Genomic DNA, 16,707 nt, shown 5'->3' on the forward strand with positions numbered 1-16,707 from the left:
GTTGATGCAAAGTGCCAAATTCTAAGTGTCAAATACTAAGCGCTAAACCCAAACCCCAAATGCAAACCCAAACACTTTAATGCTAAACCCCAAGCGTTAGGGTACTGCCAAATGCCTTCGCGGGGCTTAACTCTACACATACAAAAAAGCCCAATGATTTACATTGGGCTTTTTTTTGGAATGCGTTGACCGCTTAATGGCTCATTATCTGGCGCGATAAATGATACGACCTTTTGTTAGGTCATAAGGAGTCATCTCAACAGTGACCTTATCGCCAGTAAGAATTCGGATATAGTTTTTACGCATCTTACCAGAAATATGTGCTGTCACTACGTGACCATTCTCTAGTTCAACACGGAACATAGTATTAGGTAGGGTGTCTTGAACCGTACCTTCCATTTCAATACAATCTTCTTTTGCCATGTAAAGCAGTTACCTCAGTAATTCAAATTTTTTGCCGCGCAGACATTAACCAATCTTGCGTTGCGTGTAAAGCGATTAAGCAGGTTTTTTATCAAAACGGTGCCATTTGTTGCCAGAAAATTGCTCATAAGGGAAAAATTTATGCTTATAAGACATTTTTTGGCATTCTTCTACGTAATATCCCAAGTAGACAAAATCTCGTTCTTGTTGCTTTGCCTGCTCGATTTGCATCATGATCATCCACGTCCCAAGAGACGATGAGTGATAATCAGGATCGTAAAAAGTATAAAGTGCCGATAAGGCTTGATGCTCTTCGCCATTGTCGATGGTGTCTGTCACTGCTACTGCAATCAACGTATCGCCATCGTAGGCTTCAATAAATTGGGGGCGTTTCCACTCGCACAAAATAAAGTTTTCAAACTGTTCGCTAGAAGGCGGATACATACTACCATCGGTGTGCCGGGCGCAAATATATTTCTCGTACAATGGGTAATATAAATGATTGGCGCTCTTGGCGCTGGTTACTACAAAATGTTGGTTGCGATTGAGTATACGCTTTTGACTTTTAGAAGGACAAAAAGTAGCCACCGGTATTCTTACCGATTCACAGGCATGACAGTCTGGACAGTGTGGGCGGTAGATTTGCTCACCGCTGCGTCTAAACCCTACTTGAATAAGTTGACCGTAACGCCACGCAAGCTGGTTATCTGATTCGGCATAAACCAGTAATTGTTCTTGTTGATTGGGCAAATAGCTACAATCAAAAGATTGCGTAATTCCAAATCTCACGGTGTGATAACCTGCGGATGCCACTGATGCATGTAGTCGGTAGTTAAAGAGCCTTCATCGGTTAGAGTGTGGTTGCTAGTTTGCAGTTTTTCAATAAATTCGTTACGGAAAATTGTTTTCGCACCCAGTGAGGCAAGATGATCCGTTGGCAGCTGACAATCAATGAATGCCATCTCGTTACGCTTCATGTGCTCAACTAACGCTAGCATAGCCAATTTAGAGGTGTTGCTTTGTTTGTGAAACATAGACTCACCGCAATACACTTTCCCTACACCTACGCCGTATAAGCCTCCAACAAGCGCATCACCGTCCCACACTTCTACCGAATGCGCTAAACCAAGCTGATGCAAATAACTGTAAGCTTTTTGCATATCTTCTGTTATCCAGGTGTCTTGACTGGGCGCTTGTGAATTCGGATTCTTACGTGGAATATTGGCACAGGCATTAATCACAGAATCGAAGGCGTGATTTAACGTCACCTTGTAGCGCTTTTGTCGAGCCAGTTTGCGTAAACTTTTCGAACACACAAAATCATCTAACTCGATAATAGAACGTGGATTGGGCGACCACCACAACAAGGGTTCATCATCGCTAAACCAAGGAAATATTCCGCTAGAATAGGCAGAAAAAAGACGCTGGGCGCTAAGATCTGCGCCAAAGGCTAGTAGGCCGTTTGGATCGTCAAGTGCTTCAGATACAGGAGGAAAGGGTGTATCAATGTCTAAATAAGGCAGCGCTATCATAAAAGGAAAGACATCAAGCCCTGAAAATGGCAGGGCTTGAAATCGAACAAGGCTTAGCCTTGCTCAGGCATAAAGCCATCTAAGTATTTTTCTGCATCTAACGCAGCCATACAGCCTGTTCCCGCAGACGTTATTGCTTGACGGTAGATATGGTCGCTCACATCACCGGCAGCAAATACACCTTCAACACTGGTTTGCGTTGCATTGCCATGCAAGCCGCTATTTACCACAATGTAGCCGTCTTTCATTTCAAGCTGTTCAGCGAAAATGTCAGTATTAGGCTTGTGGCCGATAGCCACGAAAAGACCCATTACATCAATTTCTTCGGTGGCTTCACCATCGGTTTCTTTAATACGAATTTTCGTTACACCCATTTCGTCACCCATGACTTCATCAAGGGTACGGTCTAAGTGTAATACCACATTGCCATTTTCCGCTTTGTCGCGAAGACGCTGTTCAAGAATTTTTTCACTACGGAAAGTATCACGGCGATGCACAACGTGAACTTCAGACGCAATGTTAGATAAATACAAGGCTTCTTCCACTGCGGTATTACCACCGCCAATGACCGCTACTTTTTGGTTACGATAGAAAAAGCCGTCACAGGTAGCACAGGCCGAAACCCCTTTACCCATAAACGCTTGTTCAGATTCCATACCAAGATATTTAGCAGATGCACCTGTGGCAATAATTAAGGCGTCACACGTGTATGTGCCACTGTCACCATAAAGAGTGAAAGGACGCTTGGTTAAGTCTGTTTTATTAATATGGTCGAAGATAATTTCAGTATCGAACTTCTCTGCATGCTTTTGCATACGAACCATAAGGTCAGGACCGGTTAGTCCTTCAGGATCGCCTGGCCAGTTTTCTACTTCTGTGGTCGTAGTAAGCTGTCCGCCTTGCTGGATCCCCGTCAAAAGCACAGGTTCTAGGTTTGCTCTAGCTGCATAAACTGCCGCTGAGTAGCCTGCTGGGCCCGATCCTAAAATAAGTAGGCGAACATGTCTGTTATCTGCCATTTGTATCTCCAACTAATGCCCATTTATCCGGGCTGAATTCTGCTATAATTTTGAAGCGAAGCTTGCCAACTGTCTGTCGCGCTGTCACTACGCTATAGGTAGCTAGGTAAGGACTGTACCTTGCTTTTTCAACTGCTAATCGGCCAATACCTTTGAAAAACACGATACCTTCGCACAATAGCACTGAAAGAAGGGCATTATGATGCCTTCATGATGATGAAAAGTCACCCATCTGATGTACTTGGTGATAATTAATTATGCAATTAAGTCTGTTTTTAAATTATTTATAATAAAAGGCGGCGATATTGCGACGAACTTGCGTTGTATTAGGCGAAATTCGTATTACAATTCATGTTGTAGCAATACGTTAAATCTGTGCTTTAGAAATCATGTTTAGACACCATATTAACCTTGAGCGCTGGGGTAATAATTAAGTGTTTGTATTATCACTGAGCTTTATGGCAAAAACAGCGTTTAAATATGCATAGCGTTTTAATTTGCGATAGTCACGAGCCAATACGGCGTTAAAGCGGCGCCAACTGGCTATTAGTGAATAAGAACAAGTATCCAGAGTGCGCTACTTACTGAAGCGAAATGAGGTGGTTTATGTCACAGTCTGTGATAACAATGCTAAAAGATGGCCAGCACTACATGAAAACCTGGCCCGTCAAAAAAGAACTGTATGCCTACTTCCCTGAATGTAGGGTGGTTGCAGCCACGCGTTTTGCTATAAAGACCATGCCACCTGCGGCGATACTCTCTTGCGCACTGTTACTTCAGAACATGGGCACAGACTATTTCCCCCAAACTATCACTATAGGTGCATTCTTTCTCAGTATTCCGCTTCAGGGATTATTGTGGTTGGGTCATCGTTCAAACCAATACTTACCACCGCAGTTAAATAGCTGGTATCTAGATATTCACAGCAAGATGCGCTCTGAAGGTTGTAATGTATCGTCGGTCAAATCGAAACCGAAATATAAAGAATTGGCAGCGTTGCTCAAAACTGCTTTTAATGATTTAGATAATGTATTTACTAAACATTGGTTCCGCTAAAATACGGTTGCTTGTTACTTTGTCGAAGCACGTTCGCGAGCTAGCGAATTAACCAACTAATTAACTAACTTTTCTTCTACAAGTACGCCATTGCATTTTCGGCACTTGTACTGCGCCCCTTTTAAAATTTTGTTGTGTCGTCTTATTGTCAGTTGGTGTGAACTGCAAAGGCAGGCATAGTTGAACAACTTACCAATCACGCCTTTTACATCAAAACTGTGGGTAGCGTTAGCCGGACGCTTAAACACATCAACCATAATCGCCTGCCATTCCACACCGTGGGGTTTTACCTTTTTGAATAATTGCCAAGTAAGTAAATGGCTCACTTCATGGGGAATGACATCTTCGAAAAATTCGTGTTCATTCTGTTTGAATAGTTCGGGGTGTAAGTTAATGCGATTTTGTTGAAGAAACGCAGTGCCTGCATTTTTACCAGAGCGTCTAAAGGTAAGCGCAGGGCGGGGGAATGTGCGCTTAAAATATTCATCAGCGCGTTGGTAGCAGCCTTCTACAGCATCAGCAATGTGCTGACGCTGTAGAGAGGTTAAATCATGGTTTGCTATAGTAGTACCTTACCTACGTGACTAATTATTCTACTTGGCACTGCAGGCAAAGAATATAGGTACCCATCGGGTCGTTCAGTTCGTTGAAAATACTGAACTCGCCTAATACACGTTTAAATTCATTAATTAGCGCAGAGTCTGAGTTAGCAAACTGCCACTTTCCAACAAACGTAAAGGCTTGACCGAAGAACTCTTTCCAAAACAGTTCTTGTGCTGAAAGTGTACGTTGAACATAGAATGTATCGTAGTTTTCTAGTGCAGCGAATTCTGCCGCGGCATTAACAGCGTCTTCTAGCGTGCCCAGTTCATCAACTAGTCCAAGTTCTAAGGCGTCGGTACCAATCCATACACGGCCTTGTGCAACGTCATCTACTTCATCTACCGTCATATCTCGAGCGTTCGATACCAAAGATAAGAAGTTACCGTAGCTAGTTTCAACATTACGTTGCAAAATTTGACCAAATTCTGGTGCTAAAGGGCGTACTGCTGAGAAACCCGCTAGCTCATTCGAGCCAACACCATCACTATGAATGCCTAAGTAATCAAGTGAGTTTTCGTATGTCATAAACATGCCGAATACGCCGATAGAGCCAGTAATAGTGCTTGGGCTGGCAAAAATGCGATCGGCGTTTGCTGCAATCCAATAACCGCCTGATGCAGCGTAAGTACTCATAGAAACCACCACCGGTTTACCTGCGTTTTTCAACTCAAGTACTTCTTGGCGGATAATCTCTGAACCTAACGTACTGCCCCCTGGGGAATCTATTTGCAGTACTACTGCTTTAACGTTTTCATCTAGACGTGCTTTACGCAATAACCGTGCAGTACTGTCGCCGCCAATGGTGCCCGCTTTTTGATTGCCATTTAAAATAGTGCCCTTCGCTACCACAATAGCCACCTTATCGATGTCACTATTGATAGACGGTAGGGGAGGATTAACGACTTTCAAGTAGGTGTTAAAGTTAGTCACGTTAACACCGTGATTGTCTTCGTTTTCGCCCACAAGACCGGTAAGTTCAACGCGAACCTCTTCTCGGGTTTTTAGTGCATCTACCCAATTATTTTGTAATGCGTAATTTGCAAAATCCCCACCAGCTTGTTCAAACTTAGCCAGTAAGCCTTCCAAGGTTTCATCAAAGTTGGAAAGTGGGATGCCACGGGCCGCAGCAACGTCTTCTTTATATTGCTGCCAGTAACCGTCTAACCATTTACGCTCAGCTTCTTTGGCCGCTTCAGACATATCGTTGCGAATAAGTGGTTCTACGGCAGATTTATAAGTACCCACGCGGAAAATATGTGTAGTAACTTTAAGTTTTTCCAGGAAATCTTTGAAATACATGCCATAACGACCATAGCCATCTAGCAGTAATGAACCCATAGGATTGAGATAAACGTGATTCGCATGAGACGCAAGGTAGTACTGCTCTTTAGTGTAGTAGTCACCAATAGCGTAAACAGGCTTTTCAGAGGTTTTGAAATCGTTGATGGCGCGCGCAACTGTGCGAAGTTTGTCTAAACCGCCGCCAGATAAACCTTGAAGGTCTAAAACTAACGCTTTAATCCGTCTGTCTTGCTTAGCGTTTTCGATAACCTTTACGACATCACGCACTAGCACTTCTGGGTTATCAGGCTCTGACCCCATGGCATCTTGTAAAAACTGTTCAAAGGGATCGACAGACTCTTTTTCAATAACAAGTTGTCCGTTCAACGTAAGTAAAAGCGCACTATTCGCTTTAACCGTAAGTTGGTCGTCTTCTTGAGAGGTAATCGCAATGATTATGCCAACAAAAATCACCAGAAAAATGACATTGAAAAAAAGCTTACGGGTGAAGTTTAAAACCGTCCACAGGCCAATAAATAAGGATTTAGTCCAGTTTCCTTTGGCAGCCATAAATTACATTACCTTCTGTTTGTTTAACTCTATTATGTTACCGAATCGAAACTAGATCGCTAACTTATTTGTAATTGTTTGTGATTGTACCGCAAAGTCACTCACTTATGGGCATTCTCGTCATCTGTTAGCCATTGCGCAATCACTTCAGCGATGTGCTTATGATCATTCGCGCTTAGTTGCATCATTAAGTCGCCAGTGGTCTTTTTATAGCCTACTTTTTTGTGGCCACGCACAAACAACCGCTTAAGCGGTGATGTTTTTTGCGTATCCCGTGGTTGTTTTCTATTGTTAAGTGAAAGTTTATTCACTTCATCACGTTCCTATAACAATACGTTAAAAACCAAACTCCATTAACAAGGCGCTTGATAATGATAAAACAATTATACGCGAACCTCTTTAAAAAACTAAGTGTGGCAGATGGAATACCATTACTGTTGTTAAGGCTTTATTTAGCCCCTGTCATGATTCAAGCTGGTTGGAATAAGGCGAGCAGCTTTTCGTCCATTGTTGACTGGTTTGGTAATGAAGACTATGGATTGGGATTGCCATTTCCGCTCGTGCTTGCTTTTCTAGCCACTGCTGCTGAGTTAGTAGGCGGTATATTCTTATTACTCGGTTTACTTACTAGGTTGGTGGCTATTCCGTTGATGGTAACCATGTTAGTGGCCATATTCACCGTGCACATCGACAACGGGTGGTTAGCCATTGCCGATGCATCATCTTGGCTAGCCGATGGCACTATTTTGATGAACGACAGTGTCATGGCGGCACCTGAGAAATTAAGTGCTGCTAAATCTTTACTGCAAACGTATGGCAACTACGATTGGCTTACTTCCAGTGGTAGTTTAGTGGTGCTAAATAATGGTATTGAATTCGGTGCTACCTATTTTGTGATGCTGCTGGTGCTATTTTTCTATGGGGGTGGTCGCTATGTAAGTATTGATTACTTCTTTCGCCCTAAGTTGCGAGATAACAACTTTAGGTAGCCTGCCCCTAAAATAGACCCGCTATGCTGGTCTTTTCTCATAATAGAACGTAGGATCTTCATAACGCTTTGTTCGATAATAGGATACTGAAATGGATGCACTTACGTTACTGCTTAACAGAAGCTCTCAACCTAGACTTACTGCGCCTGCTCCGTCAGGTGATGCGCTTGAAAACATTATGCAAGCTGCACTTCGTGCCCCTGATCATGCGTGTTTAACGCCGTGGCGTTTTATCGTTTGTGAGGGTAAAGGGCTAGATAAACTAGGCAGTTTATATGAGCAATCTGCTATCGATAACGATAAGTCTGAGAAAGAAATTGAGCGGGCAGTGCAGTTACCTCGTCGAGCACCTATGATTGTGGTGGCGATTGCTAAGCATGTTGAACATGAAAAAGTCCCCCGTGTAGAGCAAATTGCTTCTGCATCGTGTGGGGTGATGGCTATGCAAATGGCTGCAGTAGCCCAGGGGTTTAATGGCATGTGGAGAACGGGAAGTTATGCCCATTGCGATACGGTAAAGCGTGGTTTTGATTTAAACGATGACGACGAGATAGTTGGGTTTTTATATTTAGGTACGCCAGCGTTTGAACCTGCGGCGAAACCCGAACGTGATACTTCTGACTACTTTGAATATTGGCGCTAACCCCCTAGCTTTTTGAATGCTGGACGGCAGTTTCACGCTTTATGCTATAGGGTTGGTGCTAAGAGGTTTATGTGACGAGCTTTGCATTACAAGGTTATTGCTAAGAGATTAACGCTACGAGATTAGCGCTACGAGATTAACGTTACGAGCTTTGCGTTACAAACTTTATGTTACACGCTTAGGCAGAAAGCTAACCGTGCAGACAAAGTATAGGACAACATTATCTGCACGGATTGCGCGGGAAGGGGCGGTGTTACAATTTGAGCCACCTCTTATCCCAAACTTTATCCTACATGCAGATTTACATTGTATCCGGCGTATTTACGGATATTGATAACACGGTCGCCATCCAGCATCCAATACTGGCCTTTAATTCCAGTGAGTACGCCTTCAAATTCTGGGGTTTTATCTAAGTTAATCGATTTGATTTTTTCAGGATAAGTATCAACAGGGTAGTGAATGTTATGCACTTCACCATCGGCTTCAGACACCGCTTGTATCCCTTTTGTCTGCTGAATTTGAGCTAATCCATCAGCAATTTTCGACAATATAGTGGCTTTTACCTCAAGTAAATCAACCTGTTCTGGTGCACTTTTCAACATAGTGCGCCAATTGGTTTTATCGCCAATATGCTCTTTGCAAAGCATTTCCACTAGGCCGCTGGTGAGCCTGTCTGTTACGCGTAACATGACCGTGGCTTGGGTAGCACCCTGATCCATCCAGCGGGACGATACCCCATCAGTAACGTGGCGAGTGATGCCGACTTTTACATTGCCGGTGTTAGCTAAGTACACAAAGTGCTCGCTAAAGCAGTGTTCTTCGCCCCATTGCGGTTCTCGACATGTTCCTTCGTGGTAGTGACATTTTTCAGGTTTAATAATACAGCTATCGCATTGGGCTAATGAAATTAAGCAAGGGTAGCAATAGCCTTGGCTAAAGCTTTTTTTGGTCTTTCTATTGCAATGTACGCAGTTAATGTCGCCCGTAAAATCTAGGGAAACCTTTTGGCCGATAACTGGGTTTATATCTACCTTGTGTTCTCCAATAGGAAGCTGGTAGTTTACCGTGTTGTTGTCGTCAGCATGAGTGCGCATTTTTCTAAGCGCACCGCTATAAGATGTGGTCATGGTGTATTCCTATTCGCTTAGCTCGCCGCAGAGGTTTTGGGTAAGCTTGGCTTTAATGGTTTCAAACGGCAGATTCTTACTTAATAAATAATGTAATTTTGCCAATGCTGCTTCGGGGGTCATATCGCTGCCAGATAACACGCCCACTTCTTGTAAACCATGCCCAGTGGCATACCCGCCCATGTTGACGCGACCGCGCATACACTGGGTGCAATTAAGCACCGGTATTTGCCTGTCCCTTGCATATTCTAATTGAGCAATTAGGGCTGGGCTTTGGGGGGCATTTCCCACGCCGTAACTTAATAAAATGAGTGCATTTACCGGTTGTTGTAAGGTATTTTTAAGCACTTCTGAAGAAATGCCAGGGTACAAACTTACCATACCAATGGGCTGAGCTTTTACACTCGAAACCTTCAGGGGTTTATCTGACTTAGTGGCAAGTTCACCGGCTTTAAGGCGGATGTTAATACCTGCTTCAAGAAGTGGTGGGAAGTTAGGTGAATCGAAGGCACTGAATCCATCGGCATCTACCTTACGACTGCGATTTCCCCGTAATAAGCGGTTATTGAAAAACAAACCGACTTCTGCAATGGGGAAATTAGCCGCAACGTAAAGCGCGTTTAGCAGGTTAACTTGACCGTCAGAACGCAGCTCTGCAAGAGGAATTTGTGAACCAGTAACTATCACAGGCTTGGTCAAATCTTCCAGCATAAAGCTTAACGCAGATGCGGTATACGCCATGGTATCTGTGCCATGCAAGATGATGAATCCGTCGTATTTATCATAGTTTTCTGCAATATCATCGGCAATGCGCTGCCAATCAGAAGGGTTCATATCCGATGAATCAATCAGGTTATCGTACTCATGCAGTGTGAATAATGGCATTTCACTACGATGAAACTCAGGCATGTCATTCAATGTATCACCAAGGAACCCAGCCGCTGGAACATAACCATGATCTGATGGCTTCATTCCGATGGTACCGCCTGTGTAGGCAATATAGATATGTTTACGCATTGCGTAACCTCACTTCTTTTGTGGGTTTAGGCAGAATGACGGCATTCTAACAGCCCGCAGACTAAAGTCATCCTGATCGCGCAAAAACCTTGTAATCATTAGGGGGGAACAGGCAATATTGGGCGGTAAATTAATAATAAATACACGACAGGTTATTTTTATAATGAAAACAATGAAGATAAGTTTACTTAGTGCTGCCATAGTGGGCGGCTTAATGGCTGCACCCGCTTTAGGGCATCAGCAAGACAATACAGCGGTTTCTACACAATTGCAGTCTGCGGTTAGTGAAACTAAAGACATCATGGAAGTGGATGCAAATAAAACCGAGGCAGAAAAATTAGCCGCCTTAACGCTTAAATATTTCAACGAGTCGTTGGAACAAAACCCAGTAATGGCGACATTTTATGGCGTGAGCGATTATAACGATAAGTTTAACGAGCCTTTAAGCGAGGCGTCTATCGCAAAATCAAAGGCGCACGAGCAAACGTATTTAGCAGCCATTAATGCTATTGATGCGTCTAAACTTTCTGGGCAAGACTGGATCAGCTACCATATTTTCAAAAACGACAGAGAACACCGCATTGCGGGATACGAGTTTGGTAGCCAGTACATGCCAATTAATCAAATGTATGGTGTGCATACTTTTTTCCCCATGCTGGGCTCGGGTCAATCTGCCCAGCCGTTTGTTACGGTAAAAGACTACGAAAACTTTATTTCACGTACTAAAGGCTACGTAGCGTTTATCGATAGCGTAATCCAGTATATGAAAAAAGGCATTGAGGAAGGCGTGGTTTTACCGACTGCTATCACCGAAAAAATGGTGCCGCAGTTAAGTGCTCACGTTGTTAAAAAGGCCTCTGAGAGTGTGTTTTACGGTCCAGTAAAACAGCTTGAAACAAATGAAAACATTAGCGACGATGAAAAAGCGCGTTTAGCCGCAGCCTATGAAGGAATGATCACTGAAATGATTGTACCTTCGTATCAAAAATTGCACGACTTCGTAGTAGAAGAATACTTGCCCCACACTCGCGCTACCGTAGGTTACTCAGATTTACCGAACGGAAAGGCGTGGTACGAGTACAAAATTAAAGACAATACCACCTTAGCGCTGAGTGCCGATGAAGTGCATGAGTTTGGGTTATCTGAAGTGTCGCGCATATTAGGTGAAATGAAAGCGGTCAAAGAAATCGTGGGCTTTGAAGGAAACCTAGCGGCGTTCTTCGACCATCTTCGTACTGACGATAAATTCTACTTCGAGTCTGATGAAGCCTTAATTAAAGCGTACACCGACGTGAAAAAGGATATAGACGCCCGTTTGCCCAAGCTTTTCAGCGTATTTCCGAAAGCTGATTATATTGTAAAAGCGGTAGAACCTTATCGTGAAGCGTCATCGGCAGCAGCTAGCTACATGTCTCCTGCCCCTGATGGCAGTAGACCCGGCATTTTCTATATCAACACTCGTGATTTAAAAGCGCAGCCAAAGTTTAGTTTGGAAACCCTTAGTATTCACGAAGCGGCGCCTGGTCATCACTTCCAAATAGCTATTCAGCAAGAAGTGGAAGGTTTACCTTTGTTTAGAAAATTCAACGGCTATACCGTGTTCAGTGAAGGCTGGGCCTTGTATGCGGAAAGCTTAGGAAAAGAGCTTGGCATGTTTACCGACCCCTACATGTGGTACGGACGACTAAACGACGAACAGCTTCGTGCTATGCGCCTGGTGGTTGATACAGGGCTGCATGCTAAGGGGTGGAGCCGCGAAAAGGCCATTGCGTATATGCTTGATAACTCATCAATGGCTGAGTCTGATGCGGTGGCAGAAGTAGAACGTTATATTTCTATTCCTGGTCAAGCGTTAGCGTATAAAGTGGGAGAACGTCATATCAGACATTTACGTAATCAAGCCACAGAAGCCTTAGGTGACGACTTCGATATTAAAGCGTTCCACAGCAATATACTGACCGATGGGGCAATGCCAATGCCTATCTTGAGTGACAAGATGTCGATGTGGATAGACGAAGTAAAATCTAAAATCTAAATTCTAAAAGCTAAGGCGAGTAAGTTGATAGCTTAGCTTAGCGAAAAGAAAGGCAAATAAAAAAGCGGCTGTGAAAAGCCGCTTTTTTTATATTTATTTTACTTCTTTACCCGCTGCCTGTTGGTCGGCATGGTAACTAGAGCGAACCATTGGGCCACTAGCTGCATGAGTAAAGCCAATGTCTTTGGCGTAAGCGCCTAGCGCATCAAATTCATCAGGGTGAACATAACGCTTAACAGGGAAGTGATGGCGACTTGGCTGTAAATATTGGCCAAGTGTTAACATGTCCACATCGTGAGCACGTAAATCGCGAAGTACGCCTTCAATTTCCACATTTTCTTCGCCCATACCCATCATTAAGCCAGACTTGGTCTTAACATCTGGATGCTGCGCTTTAAATTTCTTGAGCAAGTCTAGTGACCACTGATAGTTAGCACCAGGGCGACACTCGCGGTATAAGCGCGGAATAGTTTCCAAGTTGTGATTGAACACATCAGGAACACCATTTTTGAAAATTTCTAATGCGCGATCCATACGGCCACGGAAGTCCGGTACTAGCACTTCAATTGTGGTCGTCGGGCTGTGCTCGCGAATCGCGTTGATACAATCAACGAAATGCTGTGCACCACCGTCACGCAAGTCATCGCGGTCTACCGAGGTAATTACCACGTAACGAAGATTCATTTCAGCAATGGTTTTCGCTAGCTTTTCTGGTTCTTCTGCACTTGGCGGTAGTGGTTTACCGTGGGCAACATCACAGAACGGACAACGACGGGTGCAAATGTCACCCAAAATCATAAAGGTTGCCGTACCATGGTTGAAGCACTCAGCTAAGTTAGGGCAGCTGGCTTCTTCGCACACAGAATGCAGTTTATTCTTTCTTAAGGTCTTCTTAATATGGTCAATTTTATCGGTGCTGCGTGGCAGCTTAATTTTGATCCACGAAGGCTTGCGCAGCATTTCTTCCTTTTCAGTAGGAATAATGGTGACAGGAATGTGTTTTACTTTTTCGTCGTCGCGGAGTTTAACTCCAGCTACAGGTCGTGCGTTACTCATCAAAACCTTCTTTATGTCGTTTTTCCGTAATGGAAAGCGCTTCAAGTAGTAAGTCGGTGAGAACTTCACCGGCAACACTTATCGAATCTGGGCCATTCAGACTGGCGGTATCAATCATTTCCATACCTGCATAACCGCATGGGTTAATGCGCTGAAACGGTGACAAATCCATACTAACATTTAATGCCAATCCATGAAATGAGCAACCGTGACGAATTCTTAACCCTAGTGAGCAAATTTTTTTCTCATCTACATAAACCCCTGGTGCATCGGGTTTAGGGTAGGCGGTAACACCGTATTTGGCCATTAAGCCTACCACAGCATCTTCCATCGCAGTCACTAAGTGACGTACACCTAGCTTGCGTCTTCGAATATTAATAAGAAGATAGATAACCTGTTGGCCTGGGCCGTGATAGGTTACCTGACCGCCTCTGTCGACTTGCACCACGGGAATGTCACCGGGCATCAAAATGTGTTCAGCTTTGCCTGCTTGACCTTGTGTGAATACAGGGTCGTGCTCAACCAGCCAAATTTCATCTTCAGTCGTATCATCACGTTCATCCGTGAACGCTTTCATGGCAGCCCATATGGGCTCGTAGCTTTGTCTGCCAAGTTGCCGAATAATGACAGAGTCGGTTAGGGTGCTCACTTATAGTACGACTCTTACAAGTTCTAACTTAGCAAGTTCAGTGTAAATAGTTTCCATGTGCTCTTTGCTGGTCACTCGTACACTTACCGATACAGAATGGTAATTACCTTTGCTGCTAGGCTTCACTGCGGGTGAATAATCACCTGGCGCGTGCTGCTGTAAGCACTCAATTACGTGATTAGGTAAATCGTCATGGGCGATGCCCATTACTTTAAATGTTTGATTTGTCGGAAAATCTAGAAGTTCATCGAAACGGGTATCCATGCGATATCCTTTTTATACAGTCATTAAATACAAAAACGGCCCGATTATACCAATCAGGCCGCCCTTGAACTAGTGTAGCGAGGCGTAATGTTACGCTTCGTCGAAGCCCAGTTGCAGCATAATGTAATCTTTAATGCGGTTAAACATGCTGCCTTCTTTCACTTCTTGCAAAGTGACAAGGGGGTAGCTGGCTACATCTTCGCCTTCGAGTTGAAGGAAAAGTGTGCCGACAACTTGGCCTTTAGCCAGTGGCGCTTCTAGTTTTTTATCTAGTTCAAAATTGGCTTCCAAGTTAGCCGCCTGGCCGCGTGGAATGGTAATGGGGGTAGATTGGTTAATTCCAAGGTCTACGGTTTCTCTATCGCCCATATAAATGCGGTGTGCTACAAAACTATCGCCAGCGTGGTAAGGCGTTAGCGTTTCATAAAAGCGAAAACCATATTTAAGTAGCTTCTTGTTTTCAACCTTACGGGCTCTTTCACTATCTGTACCCATAACTACAGAGATTAAGCGCATGTCGCCTTGTGAGGCAGAAGTAATAAGGCTGTAACCCGCGTCTGACGTATGGCCAGTTTTAATGCCATCAACGTTTAAGCTTTTGTCCCATAATAGGCTGTTACGGTTATATTGCTTGATGCCATTAAATGTAAATTCTTTTTCGCTGTAAATTTTGTACATTTCAGGAGTTTCAGCAATAAGCGCACGAGACAGCACAGCCATATCACGAGGGGTAGTGTAGTGATCTGGGTCGTGCAGGCCGTGGGCATTAACAAAGTTAGACGATGTCATACCAATAGCTTGTGCATGCGCATTCATCATGCTGGCAAACGCCGCCTGTGAACCGGCAACGTGCTCTGCCATGGCAACACACGCATCGTTACCTGATTGCACTACAATACCGCGTAATAAATCGCTTACCGATACTTGCGTTCCCACTTCGATAAACATCTTTGATGAATCTGGGAATTTTTTAGCCCACGCATTTTCAGAAATGGTCACTTCGTCTGAAAGGCTAATGTTACCGGCTTGCAATTCTTTTCCAATCACATAAATGGTCATGATTTTAGTCAAGCTGGCGGGTGCCAATTGCATGTCTGCGTTTTTCGACGCGATTACGTGTCCGGTTTCAAAGTCGGTTAAAAGAAAGCCTTCCGCCGCTACCGATGGAGCTGGTGGAGTAACCACTGCTGCATTCGCTGACAGTACTAGTGCACTGAAAAGCATAAAAGCGAAGGAGAGAAAGGACGGTTTAGCGCGTTGAATTATTCTGAGCATGATTTTATTTTCTTTGACCGTTTATTATCCGTTTAAAACTGAACAGCAGGCACGCTACACAGTTTATACTACTACTTAGTTTAGAATTCTAACGTAAGGCGCATAGTTCGACTAGGGTTAAACCAAAAAGTTTAGCTGTTAATAGAGATTAGGCTACGAAACAACGAAAAAGCGCCATAAATGACAGATTTGAAACGTGTTTCGCCACATTGTCGCCATAGTTGTGGCGGTTTTTTAAACGAGTCGTTAGAGGGTTTGTTTTATCTTGTAAGCTTGGGGGTAGCCGTTTTGTTTTAACTGCTCTAACAATTCATGAGCAAGCGCTTCATCTTCAATCGGACCAAGTTGAAGTTTGTACACATTGCCTACTACTGGCATGTGTGTTGGCACCTGATAAAGTGCAGAAAGTACATTTGAAATAGACTCAGCTTTCTTCTGATTTGATAGTGCTGCCACCTGAATAAAATAACCGTCCAGAGAGATTGACGTTTGCTGAAGATTATCGCTTTGCGCTGAAGTACTCGCGGCGACCTCAGATGATGGTGTCACTGGTGATGTTGATGCTAGTGCTGAGGGAAGGGGAGCAATACCAATGTATTCGTCGTAACTAACGGTCGGGTTAATACCAACCGTTACATTGTTTTCGGGGTCGAAGTGAATGACTTCAATTTTTACCTTTGCCGTACCTTTGTTGTGATAACCCAACTTTACCGCCGCAGCGTACGACAAATCGATGATACGGTTATCGTGAAAAGGGCCACGATCATTCACTCGCACAATCGCTTGTTTGTCGTTGTTTAAATTAGTCACGCGCACGTAAGAAGGAAGCGGTAAGGTTTTGTGGGCAGCCGACATAGCAAACATATTGTAGGTTTCACCGTTTGACGTTAAATGGCCATGAAACTTCTGACCATACCAACTGGCGTAACCTACTTCTTCAAACCCTTTACCTGATGTCAGCGGTGTATAATGTTTGCCTAGCACCTTATAAGGGCGGCTGTTAAACATTCTATATGCTTCATACTTAGGAACTGCATCCAAAGTTTCAGGCACTTTCGCTACATGATTCGGGGCAGTATCTTGATGCTGAGTATAGCGTCCACTAGGCGCTGACTTACACGCGGCGAGTATAAATGAAGCAAGCAGTATTAACAGTAGTGTGCGCATG

Annotated in this window: 18 protein-coding genes; 4 read left to right on the top strand and 14 right to left on the bottom strand. The window is 43.9% G+C overall.

What is annotated here, in order from left to right; genetic code table 11:
• Window positions 1-204: 204 nt before the first annotated feature.
• The 4 genes from infA to trxB all read right to left on the bottom strand — a co-directional run bounded on the left by infA (window position 205) and on the right by trxB (window position 2,974).
• A complete protein-coding gene (gene infA / locus C7Y69_RS06880; protein ID WP_013784390.1) occupies window positions 205-423 on the bottom strand; it encodes a translation initiation factor IF-1 in 219 nt (72 codons plus the stop codon).
• 75 nt (window positions 424-498) lie between these two features.
• A complete protein-coding gene (locus tag C7Y69_RS06885) occupies window positions 499-1,212 on the bottom strand; it encodes an arginyltransferase (RefSeq protein ID WP_013784389.1) in 714 nt (237 codons plus the stop codon).
• Window positions 1,209-1,955 carry a leucyl/phenylalanyl-tRNA--protein transferase gene (gene aat, locus C7Y69_RS06890; protein ID WP_013784388.1) on the bottom strand — a complete coding sequence of 249 codons (747 nt, stop codon included), beginning with the start codon at window positions 1,953-1,955 and terminating at the stop codon, window positions 1,209-1,211. Before aat ends, C7Y69_RS06885 begins: the two co-directional genes overlap by 4 nt.
• A gap of 53 nt (window positions 1,956-2,008) precedes the next feature.
• Window positions 2,009-2,974: a thioredoxin-disulfide reductase gene (trxB, locus tag C7Y69_RS06895; RefSeq protein ID WP_013784387.1), complete on the bottom strand. Its 966-nt coding sequence runs from the start codon at window positions 2,972-2,974 to the stop codon at window positions 2,009-2,011.
• Between the two features lie 606 nt (window positions 2,975-3,580).
• On the opposite strand from trxB, the gene yfbV reads away from it, so the two are divergent.
• Window positions 3,581-4,030, top strand: a complete 450-nt coding sequence (yfbV, locus tag C7Y69_RS06900; protein ID WP_013784385.1) for a terminus macrodomain insulation protein YfbV — start codon at window positions 3,581-3,583, stop codon at window positions 4,028-4,030.
• 56 nt (window positions 4,031-4,086) lie between these two features.
• Here the strand turns inward: yfbV and C7Y69_RS06905 are convergent, their stop codons facing one another.
• The 3 genes from C7Y69_RS06905 to C7Y69_RS06915 form a co-directional block, all read right to left on the bottom strand.
• On the bottom strand, window positions 4,087-4,593 hold the full coding sequence (locus tag C7Y69_RS06905) for a SprT family zinc-dependent metalloprotease (RefSeq protein ID WP_312847917.1): 507 nt from the start codon (window positions 4,591-4,593) through the stop codon (window positions 4,087-4,089).
• Window positions 4,594-4,618: 25 nt separating this feature from the next.
• Window positions 4,619-6,484 (bottom strand): signal peptide peptidase SppA, encoded by a 1,866-nt coding sequence (sppA, locus tag C7Y69_RS06910; protein ID WP_013784383.1) that lies wholly within the window; start codon window positions 6,482-6,484, stop codon window positions 4,619-4,621.
• A gap of 101 nt (window positions 6,485-6,585) precedes the next feature.
• Window positions 6,586-6,795: a hypothetical protein gene (locus tag C7Y69_RS06915; RefSeq protein ID WP_013784382.1), complete on the bottom strand. Its 210-nt coding sequence runs from the start codon at window positions 6,793-6,795 to the stop codon at window positions 6,586-6,588.
• A 60-nt stretch (window positions 6,796-6,855) separates the two neighbouring features.
• Here C7Y69_RS06915 and C7Y69_RS06920 point away from each other — a divergent pair, with 60 nt between their 5' ends.
• Complete coding sequence (locus tag C7Y69_RS06920; RefSeq protein WP_126872215.1) at window positions 6,856-7,473, top strand: DoxX family protein; 618 nt, start codon at window positions 6,856-6,858, stop codon at window positions 7,471-7,473.
• Window positions 7,474-7,564: 91 nt separating this feature from the next.
• Window positions 7,565-8,116 carry an NAD(P)H nitroreductase gene (locus C7Y69_RS06925; protein ID WP_126872216.1) on the top strand — a complete coding sequence of 184 codons (552 nt, stop codon included), beginning with the start codon at window positions 7,565-7,567 and terminating at the stop codon, window positions 8,114-8,116.
• Window positions 8,117-8,400: 284 nt separating this feature from the next.
• On the opposite strand, the gene C7Y69_RS06930 is transcribed toward C7Y69_RS06925, so the two are convergent.
• Window positions 8,401-9,243, bottom strand: a complete 843-nt coding sequence (locus tag C7Y69_RS06930; RefSeq protein WP_126872217.1) for a DUF2797 domain-containing protein — start codon at window positions 9,241-9,243, stop codon at window positions 8,401-8,403.
• 9 nt (window positions 9,244-9,252) lie between these two features.
• Window positions 9,253-10,260 (bottom strand): asparaginase, encoded by a 1,008-nt coding sequence (gene ansA, locus C7Y69_RS06935; protein ID WP_126872218.1) that lies wholly within the window; start codon window positions 10,258-10,260, stop codon window positions 9,253-9,255.
• A gap of 163 nt (window positions 10,261-10,423) precedes the next feature.
• Between ansA and C7Y69_RS06940 the strand changes: the two genes are divergently transcribed.
• Window positions 10,424-12,295 carry a DUF885 domain-containing protein gene (locus tag C7Y69_RS06940; protein ID WP_126872219.1) on the top strand — a complete coding sequence of 624 codons (1,872 nt, stop codon included), beginning with the start codon at window positions 10,424-10,426 and terminating at the stop codon, window positions 12,293-12,295.
• Window positions 12,296-12,388: 93 nt separating this feature from the next.
• Here the strand turns inward: C7Y69_RS06940 and lipA are convergent, their stop codons facing one another.
• The 5 genes from lipA to C7Y69_RS06965 all read right to left on the bottom strand — a co-directional run bounded on the left by lipA (window position 12,389) and on the right by C7Y69_RS06965 (window position 16,706).
• On the bottom strand, window positions 12,389-13,351 hold the full coding sequence (gene lipA, locus C7Y69_RS06945) for a lipoyl synthase (RefSeq protein WP_013784376.1): 963 nt from the start codon (window positions 13,349-13,351) through the stop codon (window positions 12,389-12,391).
• Window positions 13,344-14,000, bottom strand: coding sequence for a lipoyl(octanoyl) transferase LipB (gene lipB, locus C7Y69_RS06950; protein ID WP_126872220.1), 657 nt, complete (start codon window positions 13,998-14,000; stop codon window positions 13,344-13,346). The genes lipA and lipB overlap by 8 nt, the downstream gene beginning before the upstream one ends.
• Window positions 14,001-14,264, bottom strand: a complete 264-nt coding sequence (ybeD, locus tag C7Y69_RS06955) for a DUF493 family protein YbeD (protein ID WP_013784374.1) — start codon at window positions 14,262-14,264, stop codon at window positions 14,001-14,003.
• Between the two features lie 90 nt (window positions 14,265-14,354).
• A complete protein-coding gene (locus tag C7Y69_RS06960; RefSeq protein WP_013784373.1) occupies window positions 14,355-15,539 on the bottom strand; it encodes a D-alanyl-D-alanine carboxypeptidase family protein in 1,185 nt (394 codons plus the stop codon).
• 246 nt (window positions 15,540-15,785) lie between these two features.
• On the bottom strand, window positions 15,786-16,706 hold the full coding sequence (locus C7Y69_RS06965; protein WP_126872221.1) for a septal ring lytic transglycosylase RlpA family protein: 921 nt from the start codon (window positions 16,704-16,706) through the stop codon (window positions 15,786-15,788).
• Window position 16,707 lies beyond the last annotated feature (1 nt).

This window comes from Alteromonas sp. KS69, from assembly GCF_003989595.1.
Taxonomy (GTDB): domain Bacteria; phylum Pseudomonadota; class Gammaproteobacteria; order Enterobacterales; family Alteromonadaceae; genus Alteromonas; species Alteromonas naphthalenivorans.

Bases quoted from the DNA above. Each gene is read 5' to 3' on its own strand.
- infA (WP_013784390.1), bottom strand. From the start codon at position 423: ATGGCAAAAGAAGATTGTATTGAAATGGAAGGTACGGTTCAAGACACC.
- aat (WP_013784388.1), bottom strand. From the start codon at position 1,955: ATGATAGCGCTGCCTTATTTAGACATTGATACACCCTTTCCTCCTGTA.
- trxB (WP_013784387.1), bottom strand. From the start codon at position 2,974: ATGGCAGATAACAGACATGTTCGCCTACTTATTTTAGGATCGGGCCCA.
- yfbV (WP_013784385.1), top strand. From the start codon at position 3,581: ATGTCACAGTCTGTGATAACAATGCTAAAAGATGGCCAGCACTACATG.
- sppA (WP_013784383.1), bottom strand. From the start codon at position 6,484: ATGGCTGCCAAAGGAAACTGGACTAAATCCTTATTTATTGGCCTGTGG.
- C7Y69_RS06920 (WP_126872215.1), top strand. From the start codon at position 6,856: ATGATAAAACAATTATACGCGAACCTCTTTAAAAAACTAAGTGTGGCA.
- C7Y69_RS06925 (WP_126872216.1), top strand. From the start codon at position 7,565: ATGGATGCACTTACGTTACTGCTTAACAGAAGCTCTCAACCTAGACTT.
- C7Y69_RS06930 (WP_126872217.1), bottom strand. From the start codon at position 9,243: ATGACCACATCTTATAGCGGTGCGCTTAGAAAAATGCGCACTCATGCT.
- ansA (WP_126872218.1), bottom strand. From the start codon at position 10,260: ATGCGTAAACATATCTATATTGCCTACACAGGCGGTACCATCGGAATG.
- C7Y69_RS06940 (WP_126872219.1), top strand. From the start codon at position 10,424: ATGAAAACAATGAAGATAAGTTTACTTAGTGCTGCCATAGTGGGCGGC.
- lipA (WP_013784376.1), bottom strand. From the start codon at position 13,351: ATGAGTAACGCACGACCTGTAGCTGGAGTTAAACTCCGCGACGACGAA.
- ybeD (WP_013784374.1), bottom strand. From the start codon at position 14,264: ATGGATACCCGTTTCGATGAACTTCTAGATTTTCCGACAAATCAAACA.
- C7Y69_RS06960 (WP_013784373.1), bottom strand. From the start codon at position 15,539: ATGCTCAGAATAATTCAACGCGCTAAACCGTCCTTTCTCTCCTTCGCT.
- C7Y69_RS06965 (WP_126872221.1), bottom strand. From the start codon at position 16,706: ATGCGCACACTACTGTTAATACTGCTTGCTTCATTTATACTCGCCGCG.